Genomic DNA, 19,810 nt, shown 5'->3' on the forward strand with positions numbered 1-19,810 from the left:
CGGACGCCACACCCGCCGGCGGGTGTGTTTGGCCTCTTGCGCCGGCCGGGCTGAGTGGCCTCATGCGCCGGCCGGGCTGGGTTCGCCTCAAGCGCCGGCGGGGCTGAGTGGCCTCAAACGCCGGCCGGGCTACTTGGCCTCAAACGCCGGCGGGGCTGAGTGGCCTCATGCGCCGGCCGGGCTGGTTCACCTCAAGCGCCGGCGAGGCTGAGTGGCCTCAAGCGCCGGCCGGGCTGGGAGGGGCCGGCCGGCGTTTGGGTTGGGTTGGGCTGAGGGGGTGGGTCAGGGGTGGGGGGTTGGGGGGAGGAGGGAGTGTAGGTGGGGGGTGTCTACCGTCAGGCCCGCTTCTTGTGCTGCTTCGAGGGTGAGGTCCGGGGGGAAGCCGTGTGAGTCGTAGAGGGTGAAGACGGTTTCTGCGGGCAGGTCGGGGTGGCCGCCTTCCAGGCGGCGGCGGATTGCCTTGTCGAGGAGGCGGGTGCCTCGGCGGAGGGTGCGGTCGAAGGATTCCTCCTCGCGGGTGGTCAGGTCCTCGATCAGGGACGCGCCGCGGGTGAGTTCCGGCCATGCGGTGCCCAGGTTCGCGACCACGCTCGCGGTGACCGGCGGCAGGATCGGGCCCTCGATGCCGAGCCGGCGGCCGTGCCGGATCGCCCTTCGGATCAGGCGGCGCAGCACGTACTCGGTGCCGTCCTTGCCCGGTCGGATGCCGTCCGCGAGCAGGAACGCGATCGCCCGCGCGTGGTCGGTGAGGACCTCGAAGGACACCCGATCGGGGTCCTCGCGGTCGACGGGGGAGTAGTTCCGGCCCGCCATTTCCTCGACCGTCGCCAGCGTGGGCCGCAGCAGGTCGGTCGATACGACGCTGTCCACGTCCTGGAGCACGGTCGCGAGCCGGTCCAGGCCCAGGCCCGTGTCGATGCCGGTGCGCGGCAGGTCGCCGAGTACCGGGAAGCCGCCGCCGGGCTCGGTCTCGCCGCGCACGCTGCGCATGAAGACCAGGCTCCACAACTCGACGAAGCGCTCGGAGTCGACCGAGGGTCCGCCGTCGCGTCCGTACGCCGGGCCCCGGTCGTAGGTGACGTCCGAGCACGGGCCGCACGGCCCCGGCACGCCCATGGACCAGAAGTTGTCCGCCGCGCCGAGGCGTTGGATCCGCTCCGAGGGCACGCCGACCGAGCGCCAGATGCGCGCAGTCTCGTCGTCGTCCTCGTAGACGGTGATCCACAACCGGTCGGGGGAGAGGTCGAAGTGCCCGGTGAGCAATTCGTACGCGAACCCGATCGCCTCCGCCTTGAAGTAGTCGCCGAAGGAGAAGTTGCCGAGCATCTCGAAGAAGGTCGAGTGCCGGCGGGTGCGTCCGATGTTGTCGATGTCCACGGTGCGCACGCACTTTTGTACCGAGGTCGCGCGTGGGAAGTCGGGCTCGACGTCGCCCAGGAACCAGGGCTTGAACTGGTTCATGCCCGCGTTGGACACGAGCAGGCTCGGATCGGGTGGCAGCAGCGACCCGGACGGCACGAGGCGGTGTCCGCGCGCGGTGAAGAAGTCGAGGAACGTGGAACGGATCTGTGGCGAGAGCATGGCGAATCGGCCTTTGCGAGAGCAACGGGCGGTGGGAGTACACACACGCCGAGCCGGGCCGAGCGGTCTATCGCGCTCGGTTCGCCGGCCCGACGCCGGTAGCTCGCTGCCCGTTGATCCACATATCTCGACGATAACCGAAGGTCCGCCGGAGGCGAGGCGAATATTGCGCCGCGAACCGGCGCCGCCCGGCTGCCGGCATGGCCTACGGTGACGGTCATGAGCGACCAGCCGAGCAGTGAGGCGTCGTACGGCCGGGGTGCCGATCTGCGGCCGGACATGGCCGATCGGCTGCGCTCCTATTGGGGTTTCTCCGCGCAGCGCGAACGCCAGGCCGCGATCGGGCGGGCCGCGCCGCGCAAGCGGCGGCACGTCGAGGTGCAGTGCGGCAAGTGCGGCTCGACCAAGGTGAGCACCGACATCGTCGGCGACTACGTCTGCGGTTCGTGTGCCGCGCGCTGGCGACCGCCGACCGCCGCCGACGGTCCCACGTGTCCGGAGTGCGGTTCGGGCAAGGTGTCCTCGATGCCGTACGGGGACCGCAAGTGTCGGGACTGCGATCACCAGTGGCGGCCCAGCTGACCTGCGGTTTCGGCGGGAAGCCCTTGTTTTGTAAGGCTGTTGCGGATACCCACGGACGCAAACGATCAACGTGGGAGGCAACGCCATGGCAGGACCAGGACCGGCAGGACGTCTTCAGGACCACGTCGCGGTGATCACCGGCTCCGGGGCGGGCATCGGGCGGGGTATCGCCCGGCGGTTCGCGGCCGAGGGTTGTCGGATCCTGGTCAACGACATCAGGGCCGAGTCGGCGGATCGGGTCGCCGCCGAGATCTCCGACGCGTTCGGCGTCGACACGCTCGCGGTCGTCGCCGACGTCACGGTCAAGGCGGAGGCGGTCGGCCTGGTCGAGGCCGCGCTGGGCCGGTGGGGCCGGCTGGACACGCTGGTGAACAACGCGTGGGGCGGCGGCCGGATCAATCGCCTGGAGAACAAGACCGACGAGATGTTCCAGCACGGTCTGGACATGGCCCTGTGGGCCGGCTGGTGGACGATGCGCGCCGCCTTCGAGCCGATGCGCGACGCGGGCGGCGGCAGCGTGATCAACATCGCCAGCCTGAACGGCGTCAACGCGCACCGGTTCACCGCCGAGTACAACGTCGGCAAGGAGGCGCTGCGGGCGCTGACCCGCTCGGCCGCGCGCGAGTGGGCACCGCATCAGATCCGGGCCAACGTGATCTGTCCCGGCGCGAAGACCGAGGCGTTCGCCGCCTACGCCAAGGCGAACCCGGAGGCCGCCGCGGCAGCCGAGTCGGCCAACCCGATGGGCCGGATGGGCGACCCGGAGACCGACATCGGCGGAGCCGCGCTGTTCCTGGCCAGTGACGACTCGCGCTATGTCACCGGCAACACACTGTTCGTCGGCGGCGGCACGCACATCAACGGCTCGACGTGGGCGCCGACGCCGGAGGAGGACCGGCTGGGTTAGGTCAGGACTCGGGCCGGGGGCCGAGGCCGGGGGCGGGCCTGGGCTCGGGCCGGGACAGGCCAGGGCCGGGACCGGGACAGGCCAGGGCCCGGGTCGGGGCTCGGGTCCGGGTTGTCCGGCGACCCTGCCGAGGTCCGTCGAGGGCCGCGGAGGTCCGCCGCGGATGTCCACCGAGGCCGGCCGGGCGTCGGGGGCGGATGCCGAGGGTGGGTGAATCGGGGCATAGTCGGGTGAAGTTCCGTGATGTGCGCCACCTTTGCGAGTAATCGTCAAACTGACGAGTAATCGTGTTATGCTGACGACATGGACACCGCAACCACGGCCTTGCTGACGGACCACTACGAGCTGACGATGCTCGAAGCCGCACTGCGCAGCGGTGCGGCGCACCGTCGTTCGGTGTTCGAGGTCTTCGCCCGCCGGCTGCCGGACGGTCGCCGCTACGGCGTGACCGCCGGTACCGGGCGGCTGCTCGATGCCATCGAGAACTTCCGCTTCGACGACGAGACGCTGCGCTTCCTCGACGAGGCCGGCGTGGTCGGTCCGGCGACGCTGGACTGGCTGGCCGGCTACCGCTTCACCGGCAACATCTGGGGCTACGCCGAGGGCGAGTGCTGGTTTCCGGGTTCGCCGCTGATAGTGGTGGAGGGCAGCTTCGCCGAGGCGGTGGTCCTGGAGACGCTGATCCTGTCGATCCTCAACCACGACGCCGCGGTCGCCGCCGCCGCGTCCCGGATGACGTCGGCCGCCGCGGGGCGGCCGTGCATCGAGATGGGCTCGCGCCGTACCCACGAGGAGGCCGCGGTGGCCGCGGCGCGGGCCGCGTACATCTGCGGGTTCGCGAGCACCTCGAACCTGCGCGCCGGGCAGCGGTACGGCATCCCGACCCGGGGCACCAGCGCGCACGCGTTCACCCTGCTGCACGACGACGAGCGCGAGGCGTTCACGGCGCAGGTGGCCGCGCTCGGGGCGGACACCACGCTGCTCGTGGACACCTACGACGTGGCGACCGCGGTGCGTACCGCGGTGGAGGTGGCCGGGCACGAACTCGGCGCGGTCCGGCTCGACTCGGGCGACCTGCTCCTGCTCGCCCACCGGGTGCGGGCCCAGCTCGACGAGCTCGGCGCGGTCAAGACCCGGATCGTGGTCACCAGCGACCTCGACGAGTACGCGATCGCCTCGCTGCGTGCTGCTCCCGTGGACGCGTACGGGGTCGGCACCCAGCTGGTCACCGGCTCGGGGCAGCCGACCGCGTCGCTGGTGTACAAGCTGGTCGCGCGGGCGATGAGCGACGAGCCGGACGCGCCGCTGGTGCCGGTGGCCAAGAAGTCGCCGGGCAAGCCGAGCCACGGCGGGCGCAAGAGCGCGGTGCGGCGCTACGACGCGGACGGGGTGGCCGAGGCCGAGGTGCTGCGCCCGTTTCGGGCCGATGCGGAACCCGTGCCGGGCGAGCGGGAGTTGTTGGTGCCGCTGGTCGTGGACGGGGAGATCGTGGGGCGCGAGCCGCTGTCGGCGGCGCGCACGCGGCACGCGCGTTCGCGTGAGGAGCTGCCGCTTTCGGCTACGCAGCTCTCCCGCGGGGAACCGGTACTTCCGACCATCTACGAGTAGACGCGGAGCGGGTCCGTCGGACTCGACGGGCCGGTCACGAGGAGGCACGAAGCGATGACCCGGGCATTGATCGTGGTCGACGTACAGAACGACTTCTGCGAGGGAGGCAGCCTCGCGGTCGCGGGCGGGGCGGCGGTCGCCGAGGCGATCCGGCACCACGTGGCGGCCAACGCGGCCGAGCAGCCGCCGGACCCGGTGCACGCGGAGACACCGGCGTACGCGCACATCGTGGCCACGCGGGATTACCACGTGGATCCCGGGGCGCACTTCTCGGCGACGCCGGACTACGTGGGGACCTGGCCGGTGCACTGTGTGGCCGGCAGCGAGGGGGCGCGGTTCCACCCGGCGTTCGCGTCGGCGGTCGAGTCGGGGCGGGTCGAGGAGGTCTTCTCCAAGGGAGCGCACGAAGCCGCCTACAGCGGGTTCGAGGGGGCGGCTTCGGACGGGACGTCGTTGGCGGACTGGTTGCGCTCGCGCGGGGTCACCCAGGTGGACGTGGTGGGGATCGCGACGGACCACTGCGTGCGGGCCACTGCGCTCGATGCGGTGCGGGAGGGGTTTTCGACGCGGGTGTTGTTGGGGCTGACTGCGGGGGTGGCGGCGGGGACGACCACCGTTGCGCTCGCCGAGCTTCGGTCGGCGGGGGCGGAATTGGTGGGGGAGCCGGCATTGCCCTGAGGGCGGGCGGGCTGGGCTGCTTGGCCTCATGCGGCGGGCGGGCCGGGCTGCTTGGCCTCATGCGCCGGCCGGGCTGTTTGCCCTCAAGCGCCGGGCGGGCTATTTGGCCTCAAGCGCCGGCCGGGCTGAGTGCCCTCAAGCGCCGGGCGGGCTGCTTGGCCTCAAGCGCCGGCCGGGCTATTTGGCCTCAAGCGCCGGCCGGGCTGTTTGCCCTCATGCGCCGGCCGGGCTGTTTGCCCTCAAGCGCCGGGCGGGCTGCTTGGCCTCAAGCGCCGGCCGGGCTGTTTGCCCTCATGCGCCGGGCGGGCTGCTTGGCCTCAAGCGCCGGCCGGGCTGTTTGCCCTCAAGCGCCGGGCGGGCTGCTTGGCCTCAAGCGCCGGCCGGGCTGTTTGCCCTCAAGCGCCGGGCGGGCTATTTGGCCTCAAGCGCCGGCCGGGCTGTTTGCCCTCATGCGCCGGGCGGGCTATTTGGCCTCAAGCGCCGGCCGGGCTGTTTGCCCTCAAGCGCCGGGCGGGCTATTTGGCCTCAAGCGCCGGCCGGGCTATGTGGCCCATGCGCGGGGCGGGTTGGATTTTTGGCGGCGGTGGGTGATGAGTTGGCTCGGGTGGCCTCAAGCGCCGGCCGGGTTGTTTGGTTTCAACGTCGGCCGGGCTGGAAGTGGTCGGTCGGTGTTTGGAGTTGGGGGTCAGGTGGTTGGGCCTACCGTGAGTCTTGTTGCGGTGCCGGTGCGGGTGGGGCCTTCCACGGTGATTTTGGTGCCGGTGTCAGGGACCTTGACTCCGGTGGTGGGGGCTGTGGCGGACCAGTACCGGGTGTTGTCGGTGAAGGTGGGGACGCCGGGGCGGGAGGGGAAGTTGCCCAGGCTGCCCAGGTTGATCGCCGAGGTTTGTTCGTCGGTCGCGGTCAGTGCGGCGTCGGCGGTCTGGAAGCGGGTGGGCAGGGGTTTGCCCTTCGGGTCCAGGAGCGGGGCCGGGTGGATGTCGACCGGCAGGATCAGGCCCTCGCCCGGGTGCCGGGTCACGTCGTTGTCGGTGAACGCGGTGTCCCACAGCCAGATCAGCACGCCCTCGCCGTACGGGAAATGGTTCGCCACCCGTTTGCCCAAGGCGAGTTGGTACGGGCCGGCCACAAGCGCGGTGTCGGCGCCTACGTATTGCCGGTTCTCCACGAGGTACCAGCGTTTCGCGCTGCTGCCGCGCCGCGGCGGCAGCGGGATCAGCAGGGCCTGCGGGTCGCCGATCGACTGGTTCGGGGCGAGGTGGACCACGGTCTTCCTGGTGCGGTCCACGACGCGTACGTCCAGCCAGCCCAGTTGCAGCTTGTCCCACGCGGACAGGGCGCCCGGCAGCGAACCCGCGCCGTCCTCGTCGCCGAGGTAGCCGCCGAGGGCCATCAGCGACCAGAATCCGGGCGGACCGTCCGTCGAGTCGTCCCGGTCGTACAGATCCGGCAGGCCCAGGTTGTGCCCGAACTCGTGTGCGATCACGCCCAATCCGCCGTTCTCCGGCTGGATCGTGTAGTCGCCGACCCAGATCCCGGAGTCCCCGATCGGCGTACCGCCCGACCGGTTCGTCGCCGGTCCGGTGCGGCCGACCTGGTCGGCGTACGCGTACCACCGGTGCGACCATACCGCGCCGCGCCCCTGTTCGCCGCCGCCCTGGGCCTTGTCCACGCCGGCGTGCACGATCTCCACGTTGTCGAGGTAGCCGTCCGGCTCGTCGAAGTCGCCGTCCCCGTCGAAGTCGTCCCGGTCCCACCGATCGAACGAGGCCAACTGCTCGCGAAGCTGCGCGGCGGTCGCCCCCTTGGCCAGTCGGCCGTCGTACCAGACCTTCATCGCGTCCCGGACCAGGTCCCACACGTCCTCGCACACGTTGCGGCCGCACCGGTCGTTGCCGTAGCGCGCCTCGTTGTACGGCACCCGGACCCAGTCGGTGACCTCGCCGTCGAGCGAGTAGCGGCCCGAGGACTGGTGGCGGTAGTACGAGGCCAGCGACGGCGCGGCCGTACCCGGGCCGAAGAACAGGTCCCGATAGTGGTCGCGTTCGTAGCTCGATCGCCACGTCGTCGTGGTGTCCTTGGTCCGGTCCGGTGCCGGGATCGTGCCGTGCCGAGGACCCGGCCGGGTGCCGTACGCCTGCCCGTTCCGCGGGTCGAGGCGATCACCGAACTCGACCAGGATCACGAACACCCGTGCCTCGGCGGGCGGACGGGTCTCCGCGGCGCCCGCCTCGCCCGCCGGCACGGTGCGCGAGGTGAGTCCGGGGTCCTCGGTCATCGCCCGCACCGCCGCCTCGCGCCGCTGCCTGCGCCGCTCGGTGAACGGATGCGACAGGTCGTCGTCGCGTTCGACGAAGGGTCCGGAGTCGGCGGTGTGCCCGGCCGGGGGATCGGCCGGCCGGCCGGGTGCGGCCGGTGCGGCGGTCAGGACGAGCAGCGCACACAGCGCGGCGACGACGGCAGGGGTGACACGCCTGGGGTTCACGTGGACTCTCCGGGTCTCGGGCGGTCCTGGGCCGAAGATCACCGCTTCGACCGGTCGCGAGAAGGTGCCCGGAGCCGGGACCGATAAATCCCGATCGCAATCGAATGGTTACACGGCGCCGGCCGAGCAGTAGCGTGAGAGCGGGGGGCGTGCACAAAGGGGTGCAGGGGAGGTGGTGCGTCGTGGCAAGAGGAGATTTCTTCCGACTCGGCTACGGCGTATTCGTCACGATCGTCTTGACGGTCTCACTATTGGCAGCCTGGGAGCCGCGCACCGTGGCGGGAGCTGCCGTCGCCATGGGCATCGGCGTCGCGCTGGGCACGACGACGGCAGTGCTCGGCATTCGCGCGCGGCATCACCCGTCCCGGGTCACGACCCGCGGATGACGGTGGTCCGGGCGGCCTTGTCGTGCAGACACTGGTGCCACGGCTGATCCCAGAATTGCCACAGCACGTTGACCAGCCAGAAGAGCGTGCCCAGACAGGGCACGATCAGGGGCAACGTGTACACGCCGGCGCGGGTCCATGCCATCGATCCACTGATGGGCCCGCCGTCGGCCACCCGCACCACCCGGATGCCCAACACCCGCTTGCCGAGCGTGCGGCCGAATCGATCCAGCTGGAAGCCGTCGTAGAGGAAGTACAGCAGCGAGAAGATCAGCCCCGAGGTGAACTGCGCGCCGAACGACACGTCGTTGTAGTCGTTGTCGGTGACCGGCCACGAGATCAGGCCCGCGACCACGCCGACGATGATGCTGTCGATGATCCGGGCGAGCAGTCGCCGCAGCGGACCGCCGAGCGTGGGGCCCGCGCCATATCCGCCGGCGGCGCCACCGGGACCGGCGCCGTGGGACGGGTCCCGGCCGTATGGCTGGTCCTGACCGTAGGGGCCGCCCGGACCGTACGGATACTGCCCGGTCGGGTCCTGCCCGTACGGCGGTTGCCCGGATGGATCCCGACCGTACGGCGGCTGTTGCCCGGACGGATCCTGCCCGTACGGGGGTTGGCCGGGCGGTGGTTGCTGTCCGTATGGGTTGCGACCCGAGGGGTCGTCACCGTACGGGCCGGGCGGCGGGGGCGGTGCATTACCTGTCATAAACCTGAGTAAAGCGGACAAAACCTGACGTCAGCGTGACGTGTCCGGCCAACCTGGGCGTGTCGCGTCTGTACGGGTGATGAGTGATACGCGTCGAGCGACGAGTGCCGAGTGCCGAGCCACGAGCGATGGGGGCAGGTGGGGCGGGTGACGGACGGCCGGTGACGAGTGACAGGTGACGAACGGCGGGCACGCGCCAGGTGGGCGGTGGGCGGGTGCGCTCGGGCTCGGTCGGTGCGCGCCCGCCTGCCGGCCCGATGCCGTCAGTCCCGAGCGACGAACGTGCGCGCCGCCTTGTCGTGCAACCCCTGCCGCCAGGGCCGGTCGAACAGTCCCCACAGGGCGCCGAACACCCCGACCACGAATACGCCCGGGACATAGAGCACCAGCCATCGCCGGACCGACTGCCACAGCGACGGGGTGTCGTGGCTGTCCAGGTCGGCGACGCGCAGGCCGAACAGGGTCTTGCCGAGCGAGCGGCCCCACTTCCAGGTGGGCAGCGCCTCGTACAGCAGTGCGGCCACGAGCACGGTGCCGAGCACCACGGCGAGCGCGGTGCCGGTGGTGCCGTCGATCAGCCAGATGGTGGTGTCGCGGCCCTCGTAGCGAGCCCGGTCGATCTTGTCCCGGATGTGCTCGACCGCGTCCGGGACGAGCGGGATGCCGACCGCGACACCGGCTGCGAGCGGCACCAGCGCGTCGGCGACCCGGGCGAGCAGCCGCCGACCCAGGTGCGCCGGCCGACGCTCGTTGCTGCCGAAGATGTCGGCCTGGACCGGCCGGAACGGCCCCGCCTCGCCGGCCGCGCGCTGCGGCGGTACCCCGCCGGCCGAGGGCGCCGCGTCGCGCGCCGGACCGGTGGGGGCGGTGGGACCCGTCGGGCCGGAGCGCGCCGCGCCCGCGTCCGCCGGGCCGGCGGGGCCGGGCGTGGTCGGCGGCGCGTACATGCCCGTCGAGGACATGTCGTACAACCCGCCGACGCGTGCGGACAGCACCTCTCCCCGGATCACCCGGCCGCCCTGCTCGATCGCCTCGGGGGCGCCGGACTGTGCGGCCTGGCCGGGTTGTTGTTCGGCGGCGGGTCGGCCGGGTTCCTCGGCCGGCCGACTGCTGTCCGGCACCCAGGCACCGCCGTCCCAGTAACGGATGTGGCCGGTGATCTCCGGATCCGGGTACCAACCCGGTGCGGGTGCAGAGGACATGGGCGGAATTTTGCCGTACCGGACGGGTGGCGGGTACGCCCCGGGTCATATCCGGGCCCGATCGCTCTCGTCGAGCCGGTTCGCCCGGGCCCAGCCCGGATGGCAGCATGGGACCCATGAGTGTCGCTCCCATCGAGGTCGAGAAGCAGAAGCCCGAAGAGGACGTCCGGGCGGAGACCCCTTGGGTGTGCATCGTCTGGAACGACCCGATCAACTTGATGTCGTACGTGACCTACGTCTTCCAGTCCTACTTCGGCTATCCGAAGAAGAAGGCGGAGAAGCTCATGCACGACGTGCACAACAAGGGCCGGGCCGTGGTTTCGTCGGGGACGCGCGAGGAGATGGAGCGCGACACCACCGCGATGCACGGGTTCGGCCTGTGGGCCACCATCCAGCACGACTAGTGACACCCGCTCGGTTCGCTCGGCCCGGCCGGCCCCTCCGGTTCCCGCCCCACACTCTCCGGGAGTTGCACAGCCTGTGAACGGCCTCTTCATGCGCGGACGCTCGGGTCGGCCTGAGATCGTCCTGGAGGACATGCACGTGCGGGTGCTGGCCGATCTGTGCGGTCAACTGGTGGAGATGGTCTCGCCCGACGACGACGTGACCGATCCGCTGGCCGCCGAGCTGGGTCTGACCGGGCTCGGCTCGACCGACGTGCCGGTCACCCCGGACGACCCCGCGCTGGCTCGGCTGCTGCCCGACGCCTACGCAGAGGACGCCGAGGCCGCGGCCGAGTTCCGGCGCTACACCGAGACCGACCTGCGGCTGCGCAAGCGGGACAACGCGCGGATCGTGCTGGCCGATTTGGCCGAGTTGATCGACCTGACCGAACCGCCGGACGCCGAGGAGTTGCGCGGGCAGGGCGGTGAACACCGCGTCGTGCTCGACTCACAGGGTGTGCAGGGCTGGCTGGGCACGCTCAACGATCTGCGTCTGGTGATCGGCACCCGGCTCGAAGTCACCGAGGACATGGAGGAGTTCGAGGCCAAACTGGCCGACGACGATCCGCGACGCTGGTTGTTCGCGGTCTTTCACTGGCTGGGCGGGTTGCAGGACTCGTTGCTCGGGGCGCTGTAGCCGGTCGGCGGGCCGGGGCGCGCGGCGCCGCGGCCCGGCGCGGGGTCGCGTGGGGTGCGGGGGCACCGGCCGCTCGGTGTGCACAGGTGATCGCGTGTACCCCCGGAAAAGGGGACACGCAGGGATCGATCGGAATTCGGGTTTCCGTCCGTGTTCGTTGGTAATACGGCCTCCGTACCAACGAACGGGAGCGATCATGACGGACACCGAGGCGCCTTCGAGCGCGAGTGCGACCGAACCGAGTGTCGACGCCGAAGGGTACGAACGGGGACTCCACAGCCGCCAGATCCAGATGATCGCGATCGGCGGCGCGATCGGCACCGGGCTCTTCCTGGGTGCGGGCGGTGCGATCGAGAAGGCCGGACCTTCGCTGGTGGCGGCCTATGCGGTGGCCGGCGTACTGATCTTCTTCGTCATGCGCGCGCTGGGCGAACTGCTGATGTATCGCCCGGTGGCGGGGAGTTTCGCCGAGTATGCCCGGGAGTTCTTCGGGCCGTTCGCCGGCTTCGTGACCGGCTGGACGTACTGGGTGATGTGGGTGGTCACCGGGATGGCCGAGATCACCGCGGCGGGCGTCTACGTGCAGTACTGGTGGTCCTGGATCCCGCAGTGGGTCACCGCGCTGGTGGTGCTGCTGGTGTTGTTCGCCGCCAACCTGATCTCGGTCAAGCTGTTCGGCGAGTTCGAGTTCTGGTTCTCGATGATCAAGGTGACCGCGATCATCGGGATGATCCTGGTCGGCATCGGGGTGCTGCTCTTCGGCTTCGGCGAGGCCGGCGACCAGGCGTCCGTGTCGCATCTGTGGTCGGACGGCGGGTTCGCGCCCAACGGTGTCGGCGAGACGTTGCTGGTGCTACAGATCGTGATGTTCGCCTTCCTGGGCGTCGAACTGGTCGGGGTCACCGCCGGCGAGGCGCAGGACCCGGAGAAGGTGTTGCCGCGTGCGATCAACACCATCCCGTTCCGGATCGGGCTGTTCTACATCGGCGCACTGCTGGTCATCCTGTCGCTCGCGCCGTGGACCGATTTCCATGCCAAGGAGAGCCCGTTCGTGCTGGTCTTCGACCGGGTGGGCATTCCGGCGGCGGCCGCGATCATCAACTTCGTGGTGCTCACCGCCGCGCTGTCCTCGTGCAACTCGGGCCTGTACTCGACCGGCCGGATGTTGCGCACCCTCGCGGTCGAGGGGCAGGCGCCGCCGCAGGTGAGCACGCTGAGTCCGCAGCGGGTGCCGGCGATGGCGATCACCGTGTCGGCGATCGTGATGGGCGTCGGCGTACTGATCAACGCGCTGGTGCCGGACAAGGCGTTCATGTACATCACCTCGGTGGCCACCGTGGGTGCGTTGTGGACGTGGGGCATGATCGTCGCCTGCCAGATGCGCTACCGGCGTGCGGTCGACCGGGGGCGGCTGGAGGGGCACGGGTTCCGGATGCCGGGTGCGCCGTACACGGGCTGGGCGGTGCTGGCCTTCCTGGCGATGGTGGTGGTCCTGCTCGGGTTCTCCGCGGACACCAGGATCGCGTTGTACGTGGTGCCGATCTGGGTGGCTTTCCTGGTCGCGGCGTACATCCCGGCGCGACGCGGGAGGCCGATGAAGGTCTGATCGGCGGATGGGCGGATGGATGGAGCGCCGGTGGGCGGCCGGCGTGCGTCGGGCGGTGGGGGCGAGGTGTCGCGCGGCTCCCGGAGGCGCTCAGTACGCTCGGGGCATGCTCACCATCACCGCAGCCCTGCGCGATCGGATCGTCGCCCACGCCCGTGCCGACCACCCCGACGAGGCGTGCGGCGTCGTTGCCGGGCCCGAGGGCACCGACCGCCCCGAGCGGTTCATCCCGATGCTCAACGCCGCGCGGTCGCCCACGTTCTACGAGTTCGACTCGGCCGACCTGTTCAAGCTCTACCGGGAGATGGACGACCGCGACGAGGAGCCCGTGATCGTCTATCACTCGCACACCGCGACCGAGGCGTACCCGTCGCGCACGGACGTGTCGTACGCGTCCGAGCCCAACGCGCACTACGTGCTGGTGTCGACGCGGGACGAGGAGACGTACGAGTTCCGGTCGTACCGGATCGTCGACGGGGTGATCACCGAGGAGGAGGTCAACGTGGTGGACGCCTATTGATCCGGTGGGTCGATCCGCCCGCCCGGTCCGGTCGGCGGCTTTTGCGGGGTCGGCCGGTTCGGGGTGATGTGACCGATATGGTGGGCGTTCGCGGCTGTCCGCGTCTCACCTGTCGGTATGGGCTGTTCCGGCATGCGAGATCACATCGGAGCGGACCGGGGGAATGGCTAGCATGACCATATGCGTTATGCGGGCGTGAATACGACGGAAGCAGTGCCGGGCGGTGCCCCGGGCGCGCTTCTGGTCGCGCGCCTGCACGTCGATCTGTGCCGACTCTCCAGCGCCCTCTGTCGCGCTGCGCGCGTGGGCTGATCCCGCTTTCGGATCGGCTCACCAGGCACCCCAGGCAGCAGGCAAGTCCCGCAGCACCGGCGCATGCGAACGATCCCCCGCCCCACGGCCTCCACGGTTTCCACCGTCTCCGCTGGAGCGTCGGGGTGCGGCCCGCGTCCGGACTGCGTTCTCTCCGTTCGAGTCAACACCAGAGGAGCGCATCCATGGCCATCGAGGTCCGCATCCCGACCATCCTCCGCACCTACACCGACGGCGCCAAGGCCGTACCCGGCTCCGGCGACACGCTCGCCGACCTGCTGGTCGACTTGGAGGCCCGGCACCCGGGCGTACGCGCTCGCCTGGTGGAGGAGAACGGCGAACTGCGCCGCTTCGTCAACGTCTACCTCAACGACGAGGACGTGCGGTTCACCGGCGGGCTCACCACCAAGCTGGACGATGGCGACACGGTCACCATTCTTCCGGCGGTCGCCGGCGGCTCGATCTGATGCGCTACGAATCGTTGCTCGACTCGGTGGGCCGCACCCCGTTGGTCGGCCTGCCGAACCTGTCGCCCTCGCCGACCGTGCGGGTGTGGGCCAAGCTGGAGGACCGCAACCCGACCGGCTCGATCAAGGACCGCCCGGCCCTGCACATGATCGAGGCGGCCGAGCGGGACGGGCTGCTCACCCCCGGCTGCACGATCCTGGAGCCGACCTCGGGCAACACCGGCATCGCACTGGCGATGGCGGCCAAGCTCAAGGGTTACCGGATCGTCTGTGTGATGCCGGAGAACACCTCCGAGGAACGCCGCGAACTGCTGCGCATGTGGGGCGCACGGATCATCGGGTCCCCGGCGGCGGGCGGCTCCAACACGGCGGTACGGGTGGCCAAGGAGCTCGCGGCCGAGAATCCCGACTGGGTGATGCTGTACCAGTACGGCAACCCGGCCAATCCGGACGCGCACTACGCCACGACCGGTCCCGAGCTGCTGGAGGACCTGCCGACGATCACCCACTTCGTGGCCGGTCTGGGTACCACCGGCACGCTGATGGGCGTCGGCCGCTACCTGCGCGAGAAGGTGCCGGGCGTGACCATCGTGGCGGCCGAGCCGCGCTACGACGACGTCGTGTACGGCCTGCGCAACCTCGACGAGGGCTTCGTGCCGGAGTTGTACGACGCCGAGGTGCTGACCACGCGCTACTCGGTCGGCTCCGCCGACGCGGTTCGGCGTACCCGGGAACTGCTGGAGAAGGAAGGCATCTTCGCGGGCATCTCGACCGGCGCCGTGCTGCACGCGGCCCTCGGGATCGCGCGCAAGGCGGTCAAGGCGGGCGAGTCCGCGGACATCGCGTTCGTGATCGCGGACGCGGGATGGAAGTACCTGTCCACCGGGATCTACACGGCCGAGAGCACCGAGGCTGCGGTCGAGGGTCTACAGGGTCAGTTGTGGGCTTGAGTCTCGTCGGACTCGGCCTGCGCGGCTGAGCCGCGAGCGGGTTCCCTCGGTCGCCTCCGCCCGCCTGTCGCACACCGAGCCTCCATCGCCCCCGAGCGCCGTTCTCCCGGCGCCGGGGGCGATCGGTTTCTGCGGTCCCGTGGCGGTTTCGGGCCCCGCGATGCCGCGCGCTCGCGATTCGGCGGGTGGGCGGGCCGGAGTGCCCTCAGCCGGTGGTGTCCTCGGCCGGTGTGTCCTCGGTCGAAGCGTCCTCGATCGGGGTGTGCAGCAGGGCGCGGGCCAGGGCGTGGAGGGCGGCGGCCAGGCGTGCCGCCTCGCCCTGTTCGAGCAGGAGCAGGATCGACCGACTCTGGAGGCCGGCCAGCAGGATGTGTGCCTGGAGTTCGGCGTCCAGGTCGGGGCGCTCGGCGGCGAGCAGATCGGCGATGTGTCCGTGCCAGAAGCCGTAGACGGGGTGCGCGGTGCGCGGGTCCTCGTCCGACTTCGCGGCGACGGTCGTGTCGGCGTGGCCGAGGGCGGCCAACAGGCCCTTGTTGCGGGCGACCACGTCGACGATCGCGTCGAGGAAGGCGAACAGCCGCTCGGCCGCCGGGGCGCCCGGGCCCAGGGGCGGCGGCCCCGAGGAGACGGCCTCGGTCAGGGCGAGCGCACGTTCCGCCATCAGTGCGTGCATCAGGCCCATCCGGCTGCCGAAGCGGTGGAACACCGTGCCCTTGCCGACGCCCGCCGCCGCGGCGACCTGCTCCATCGAGATCTGCTCGGGCCGGTACCGGGCCAGGAGCTCCTCGGTGGCCAGCAGGATCGCGCGCCGATTGCGGGCCGCGTCGGCGCGCTCGGCGCGTTCGGGGCGGTCTTGCGTCATCGCGTTCCTCGTCGAGTCGATGGACAACTGGACCGGCGGTCCAGTACTTTCGAAGACAACTTGACCGAAGGTCCAGTTCTGCTTCGGTCGAGTGTCCCCATGCTCCCAGTCGCTCAGGAGGATCGGATGCGACGAGTCCGCTATCACGAGTACGGCGATCCCGATGTCCTGACCGTGGAGGAGGTCGACCGCCCCGCACCCGGGCCCGGGCAGGTGCTCGTCCGCGTCGAGGAGATCGGCGCCAACTTCGTGGACACCAGGTTTCGGCTCGGGCCGGCCGCCGGGCCGTTGTTCCGGCGCCCGTTGCCCGGCGTGCTCACGGGCGATGTGGTGGGGGTGATCGAGGCCGTCGGTCCGGAGGTGACGCAGTGGCACGTCGGCCGCCGGGTCGCGGGACTGGCGGAGGACGCGTTCGCCGACTTCGTCGTCGCGGACGCCGAATGGCTCGTCGAGGTGCCCGACGGGCTCGATGCCGGCGCTGCGGGTGCGCTGCCGATGGCTGCACCGGTGGCGCTGCGGGCCCTGCGCACCGGGCGACTCGCCGTCGGGGAAACGGTGTTGGTGCATGCCGCGGCGGGCGGTATCGGTCATCTCGCGGTGCAGCTCGCCACATTGCTGGGTGCCGGGACGGTCATCGGCACGGCCGGTTCGGCGGACAAGCTCGCCTTCGTCAAGGAGTACGGCGCCGACTTCGCGATCGACTACACCGACCCCGATTGGCCGGCGCGGGTGCGCGAGGTGGCGCCACAGGGGGTGGACGTCGTGCTCGACTCGGTGGGCGGCGAGATTCTGCGGCGGAGCTTCGACGTGTTGGCTCCGTTGGGGCGGATCGCGGTATACGGCGCGGCGAGTGGCGAGTTGGTCGCCATTCCGGTCACGGACCTGTTCGCGTTGCGGTCGGTGACCGGCTTTTCGCTGCTCGCCTGGCGGGCGGCGAGTCCGGCGGAGGCGCGTCGGGACATGGTCGAGTCGGCCGACCACCTGGGCTCGGGCCGGTTGCGCGTTGCGGTGCACGCGCGGCTGCCGCTCACCGCGGCGGCGGAGGCCCACCGGGTGTTGGACGCGCGGGGGCAGTCGGGGCGGGTGGTGTTGGTGCCGTAGCCGGGTGGGCCGGGGCGGGTCGGGGCGGGCCGCGCTCGGTCGACGAGTGCGAGCGGTGCTCGGTCGATGGGGCGGCCTCGGTGAGTGCCCCCGCCCACACCCTGGGCCGCCGCCCCAACCTTGCGCACCGGCTCACCCCATTGCCCGACGGCAACGCCCGAACGCCGGGATGCCGGGGCGGCCAACCACCCACGCACACTTGGTCGCCCCGACCGCGACGCCGACTCGGAGAGCGGCGGAGTCGCCGGTTCGCGGGTGGCGCGTTTCACGGAGCGGCCGGAGGCCGGCGGCGAAGGCGCCCCGCGCACAGCGCGGTTATATATGACGTCGGTCACCCCCGTGCCCGTTGTGCGCCGGGACGTACCCCTCCACTGCGTACTCTCGGGGAGTGGCATTCGTATCCAACGACGCGCCGATCGGAATCTTCGACTCCAGCTTTGGTGGCCTCACGGTGGCCAGGGCCGTGCTCGACCAGCTTCCGAACGAGCCGATCCGCTATCTCGGCGACACCGCGCGGCAGCCCTACGGGCCGAGGCCGATCGCGGAGGTTCGCCGGTACGCGCTGGAATGCCTGGATCGGCTCGTGGACGAGGGCGTCAAGATCCTCGTCATAGCCTGCAACAGCGCGTCCGCCGCGATGTTGCGGGACGCGCGCGAGCGGTACGGCGTCCCGGTCGTCGAAGTGATCAAGCCGGCCACCCGGCGGGCCGCGGCGGCCACCCGCAACGGGCGGGTCGGGGTGATCTCGACCCAGGCGACCAAGACCTCGATGGCCTACGAGGACGCGTTCGCCGCGGCGCCGCACATTCGGCTCACCACACAGGCCTGCCCGCGCTTCGTCGAGTTCGTCGAGCGCGGGGTGACCGGGGGCGACGAACTGCTCAAGGTCGCCCGGGGTTACCTCGACCCGGTCGTGTCCGAGGGCGTGGACACGTTGATCCTCGGCTGCACGCACTACCCGTTGCTCACCGGCGTCATCTCCTACGTGATGGGGGAGCAGGTCACGCTCATCTCCAGCGCGGAGGAGACCGCCAAGGACGTCTACCGCGCACTCGCGGCCGGCGGCCTGATGCGCGACGTCGGGCGGGCCGCGCCCGACCACCAATTCCTCACCACGGGCGATCCCGCCCAGTTCCGCGACGTAGGTCGCCGGTTCCTCGGCCCCGAACTCGCGCACGTCGACGCGCTCGGAGCCCTCACGTGAAACTCACCGTCGTCGGCTGCTCCGGCAGCTTCCCCGGGCCGGACAGCCCCTGCTCGTGCTACCTCCTGGAAGCCGACGGGGTCCGGATCCTGATCGATCTCGGCAACGGCGCCCTCGGCGCACTGCAACGGCACACCACACTCGCCTCGGTCGACGCGGTGCTGCTCAGCCACCTGCACGCGGACCACTGCCTCGACCTCACCTGTTACTTCGTGGCCCGCAAGTACTGCCCGGCCGGGGAACTGCCCCGGCTGCCGGTGTACGGACCGGCCGACACGCACGAGCGGATCGCGCGGGCGTACGACGTCGAGGGCGCGATCGACAACGGGCGGATGGCCGACGTGTTCGACTTCCGCACGGTGGTCACCGGCACGTTCGAGGTCGGCCCGTTCCGGATCACCGCGGACCGCATGCCGCATCCCGTCGAGTCGTACGCCTACCGGATCGAGGTCGGCGGCCGATCCCTGGTCTACTCCGGGGACACCGGTGTCAGCGACGACCTGGTCCGGATCTCGCACGGCGCCGATCTGTTGCTGTGCGAGGCGTCCTTCGAGTACGGACGGGAGGACCTGCCGCACGTGCACCTGAACGGTCGGCAGGCCGGCGAACATGCCGAACGAGCGGGCGTGGGAAGGCTGTTGCTCACCCACATCCCGCCGTGGACGAGCCGCGGACGCAATCTCGACGACGCCCGCAAGACCTTCTCCGGCGCCGTCGAGCTGGCCCTGCCGGACGCCTCGCACACGGTCTAGGCGCACCGGGCGGCCGGTCCGAAACCCTGCGTGGCACCGCTTAGGCTGGGGCCATGTCACGAGTAGACGGCCGTACCCCCGACCAGCTCCGTCCGGTCACGTTCCAGCGCAAGTGGCTCGACCACGCCGAGGGCTCGGTCCTCGTCGAGTTCGGCCGCACGCGTGTCCTGGTCGCCGCGAGCGTCACCGAAGGTGTGCCGCGCTGGCGCAAGGGCAGCGGAGAGGGCTGGGTCACCGCCGAGTACTCGATGTTGCCGCGCGCCACCCACACGCGCGGCGACCGCGAGTCGGTCAAGGGCCGGATCGGGGGGCGTACGCACGAGATCTCGCGGCTGATCGGTCGTTCGCTGCGCGCGGTGATCGACACCAAGGCGCTCGGCGAGACCACGATCCACCTCGACTGCGACGTGCTCCAGGCCGACGGCGGCACCCGCACCGCGGCGATCACCGGCGCCTACGTCGCGCTCGCCGACGCGGTGACCTGGGCGCGCGAGCGCAAGCTCACCCGCAAGGGCGCCAACCCGCTGATCGGTTCGGTGGCGGCGGTCAGCGTCGGCATCATCGACGGCGTGCCGATGCTCGATCTCCCGTACGAGGAGGACGTCCGGGCCGAGACCGACATGAACATCGTGTGCACCGGCGACGGGCGCTTCGTCGAGGTGCAGGGCACCGCGGAGAAGGAGCCGTTCGACCGCGTGCTGCTGAACAACCTGCTCGACCTCGGCGCGCAGGGTTGCGAGGAACTCACGGTGCTTCAGCAACTCGCCCTGGAGTCCTGAGCCGCACCGGAGTACCCAGTCCCGGGCGCCGCGCACTCG

21 protein-coding genes are annotated in these 19,810 nt (G+C 70.8%); 16 read left to right on the plus strand and 5 right to left on the minus strand.

Going from position 1 to position 19,810, the window contains the following annotated elements:
* Positions 1-282 precede the first annotated feature (282 nt).
* On the minus strand, positions 283-1,581 hold the full coding sequence (gene alaS, locus ACIBM5_RS03340) for an alanine--tRNA ligase (RefSeq protein WP_396005119.1): 1,299 nt from the start codon (positions 1,579-1,581) through the stop codon (positions 283-285).
* 219 nt (positions 1,582-1,800) lie between these two features.
* On the opposite strand from alaS, the gene ACIBM5_RS03345 reads away from it, so the two are divergent.
* The 4 genes from ACIBM5_RS03345 to ACIBM5_RS03360 all read left to right on the plus strand — a co-directional run bounded on the left by ACIBM5_RS03345 (position 1,801) and on the right by ACIBM5_RS03360 (position 5,356).
* Positions 1,801-2,163, plus strand: a complete 363-nt coding sequence (locus tag ACIBM5_RS03345; RefSeq protein ID WP_396005120.1) for a hypothetical protein — start codon at positions 1,801-1,803, stop codon at positions 2,161-2,163.
* A gap of 85 nt (positions 2,164-2,248) precedes the next feature.
* Entirely contained in the window at positions 2,249-3,070 is an 822-nt protein-coding gene (locus tag ACIBM5_RS03350; protein WP_391588990.1) for an SDR family NAD(P)-dependent oxidoreductase, read from the plus strand.
* Between the two features lie 303 nt (positions 3,071-3,373).
* A complete protein-coding gene (locus ACIBM5_RS03355) occupies positions 3,374-4,678 on the plus strand; it encodes a nicotinate phosphoribosyltransferase (RefSeq protein ID WP_396005121.1) in 1,305 nt (434 codons plus the stop codon).
* 54 nt (positions 4,679-4,732) lie between these two features.
* Complete coding sequence (locus ACIBM5_RS03360; protein ID WP_391588988.1) at positions 4,733-5,356, plus strand: isochorismatase family protein; 624 nt, start codon at positions 4,733-4,735, stop codon at positions 5,354-5,356.
* A 685-nt stretch (positions 5,357-6,041) separates the two neighbouring features.
* On the opposite strand, the gene ACIBM5_RS03365 is transcribed toward ACIBM5_RS03360, so the two are convergent.
* On the minus strand, positions 6,042-7,841 hold the full coding sequence (locus ACIBM5_RS03365) for an immune inhibitor A domain-containing protein (protein WP_396005122.1): 1,800 nt from the start codon (positions 7,839-7,841) through the stop codon (positions 6,042-6,044).
* Between the two features lie 182 nt (positions 7,842-8,023).
* Here ACIBM5_RS03365 and ACIBM5_RS03370 point away from each other — a divergent pair, with 182 nt between their 5' ends.
* Entirely contained in the window at positions 8,024-8,227 is a 204-nt protein-coding gene (locus ACIBM5_RS03370; RefSeq protein WP_158696122.1) for a hypothetical protein, read from the plus strand.
* Here the strand turns inward: ACIBM5_RS03370 and ACIBM5_RS03375 are convergent.
* Together ACIBM5_RS03375 and ACIBM5_RS03380 are read right to left on the minus strand one after the other, a co-directional pair.
* Entirely contained in the window at positions 8,211-8,936 is a 726-nt protein-coding gene (locus tag ACIBM5_RS03375; RefSeq protein WP_396005123.1) for an RDD family protein, read from the minus strand. The two genes, ACIBM5_RS03370 and ACIBM5_RS03375, sit on opposite strands and share 17 nt — an antisense overlap.
* 263 nt (positions 8,937-9,199) lie before the next feature.
* Positions 9,200-10,138 (minus strand): RDD family protein, encoded by a 939-nt coding sequence (locus ACIBM5_RS03380; RefSeq protein ID WP_396005124.1) that lies wholly within the window; start codon positions 10,136-10,138, stop codon positions 9,200-9,202.
* Positions 10,139-10,254: 116 nt separating this feature from the next.
* On the opposite strand from ACIBM5_RS03380, the gene clpS reads away from it, so the two are divergent.
* The 7 genes from clpS (at position 10,255) to ACIBM5_RS03415 (ending at position 15,073) form a co-directional block, all read left to right on the plus strand.
* A complete protein-coding gene (gene clpS / locus ACIBM5_RS03385; protein ID WP_396005125.1) occupies positions 10,255-10,542 on the plus strand; it encodes an ATP-dependent Clp protease adapter ClpS in 288 nt (95 codons plus the stop codon).
* 76 nt (positions 10,543-10,618) lie between these two features.
* Positions 10,619-11,218: a DUF2017 domain-containing protein gene (locus ACIBM5_RS03390; protein ID WP_391588983.1), complete on the plus strand. Its 600-nt coding sequence runs from the start codon at positions 10,619-10,621 to the stop codon at positions 11,216-11,218.
* A 196-nt stretch (positions 11,219-11,414) separates the two neighbouring features.
* Positions 11,415-12,824, plus strand: a complete 1,410-nt coding sequence (locus tag ACIBM5_RS03395; RefSeq protein ID WP_396005126.1) for an amino acid permease — start codon at positions 11,415-11,417, stop codon at positions 12,822-12,824.
* 106 nt (positions 12,825-12,930) lie between these two features.
* Entirely contained in the window at positions 12,931-13,344 is a 414-nt protein-coding gene (locus ACIBM5_RS03400; protein ID WP_391588981.1) for a Mov34/MPN/PAD-1 family protein, read from the plus strand.
* Between the two features lie 213 nt (positions 13,345-13,557).
* Positions 13,558-13,656: a putative leader peptide gene (locus ACIBM5_RS03405; protein WP_321170724.1), complete on the plus strand. Its 99-nt coding sequence runs from the start codon at positions 13,558-13,560 to the stop codon at positions 13,654-13,656.
* Between the two features lie 185 nt (positions 13,657-13,841).
* Positions 13,842-14,123 (plus strand): ubiquitin-like small modifier protein 1, encoded by a 282-nt coding sequence (locus ACIBM5_RS03410; protein WP_020553365.1) that lies wholly within the window; start codon positions 13,842-13,844, stop codon positions 14,121-14,123.
* Positions 14,123-15,073, plus strand: a complete 951-nt coding sequence (locus ACIBM5_RS03415) for a PLP-dependent cysteine synthase family protein (protein WP_396005127.1) — start codon at positions 14,123-14,125, stop codon at positions 15,071-15,073. The genes ACIBM5_RS03410 and ACIBM5_RS03415 overlap by 1 nt, the downstream gene beginning before the upstream one ends.
* Positions 15,074-15,278: 205 nt before the next feature.
* Here the strand turns inward: ACIBM5_RS03415 and ACIBM5_RS03420 are convergent, their stop codons facing one another.
* Positions 15,279-15,935 carry a TetR/AcrR family transcriptional regulator gene (locus tag ACIBM5_RS03420; RefSeq protein WP_396005128.1) on the minus strand — a complete coding sequence of 219 codons (657 nt, stop codon included), beginning with the start codon at positions 15,933-15,935 and terminating at the stop codon, positions 15,279-15,281.
* A gap of 126 nt (positions 15,936-16,061) precedes the next feature.
* Here ACIBM5_RS03420 and ACIBM5_RS03425 point away from each other — a divergent pair, with 126 nt between their 5' ends.
* The 4 genes from ACIBM5_RS03425 to rph all read left to right on the plus strand — a co-directional run bounded on the left by ACIBM5_RS03425 (position 16,062) and on the right by rph (position 19,771).
* Positions 16,062-17,036, plus strand: coding sequence for a zinc-binding alcohol dehydrogenase family protein (locus ACIBM5_RS03425; RefSeq protein ID WP_396005129.1), 975 nt, complete (start codon positions 16,062-16,064; stop codon positions 17,034-17,036).
* 388 nt (positions 17,037-17,424) lie between these two features.
* On the plus strand, positions 17,425-18,240 hold the full coding sequence (gene murI, locus ACIBM5_RS03430; RefSeq protein WP_396005130.1) for a glutamate racemase: 816 nt from the start codon (positions 17,425-17,427) through the stop codon (positions 18,238-18,240).
* A complete protein-coding gene (locus ACIBM5_RS03435) occupies positions 18,237-18,992 on the plus strand; it encodes an MBL fold metallo-hydrolase (protein ID WP_396005131.1) in 756 nt (251 codons plus the stop codon). The genes murI and ACIBM5_RS03435 overlap by 4 nt, the downstream gene beginning before the upstream one ends.
* A gap of 53 nt (positions 18,993-19,045) precedes the next feature.
* Complete coding sequence (gene rph / locus ACIBM5_RS03440) at positions 19,046-19,771, plus strand: ribonuclease PH (RefSeq protein ID WP_396005132.1); 726 nt, start codon at positions 19,046-19,048, stop codon at positions 19,769-19,771.
* Positions 19,772-19,810: the final 39 nt, after the last annotated feature.

This window comes from Embleya sp. NPDC050493 (assembly GCF_044458105.1).
Lineage (GTDB): Bacteria > Actinomycetota > Actinomycetes > Streptomycetales > Streptomycetaceae > Embleya.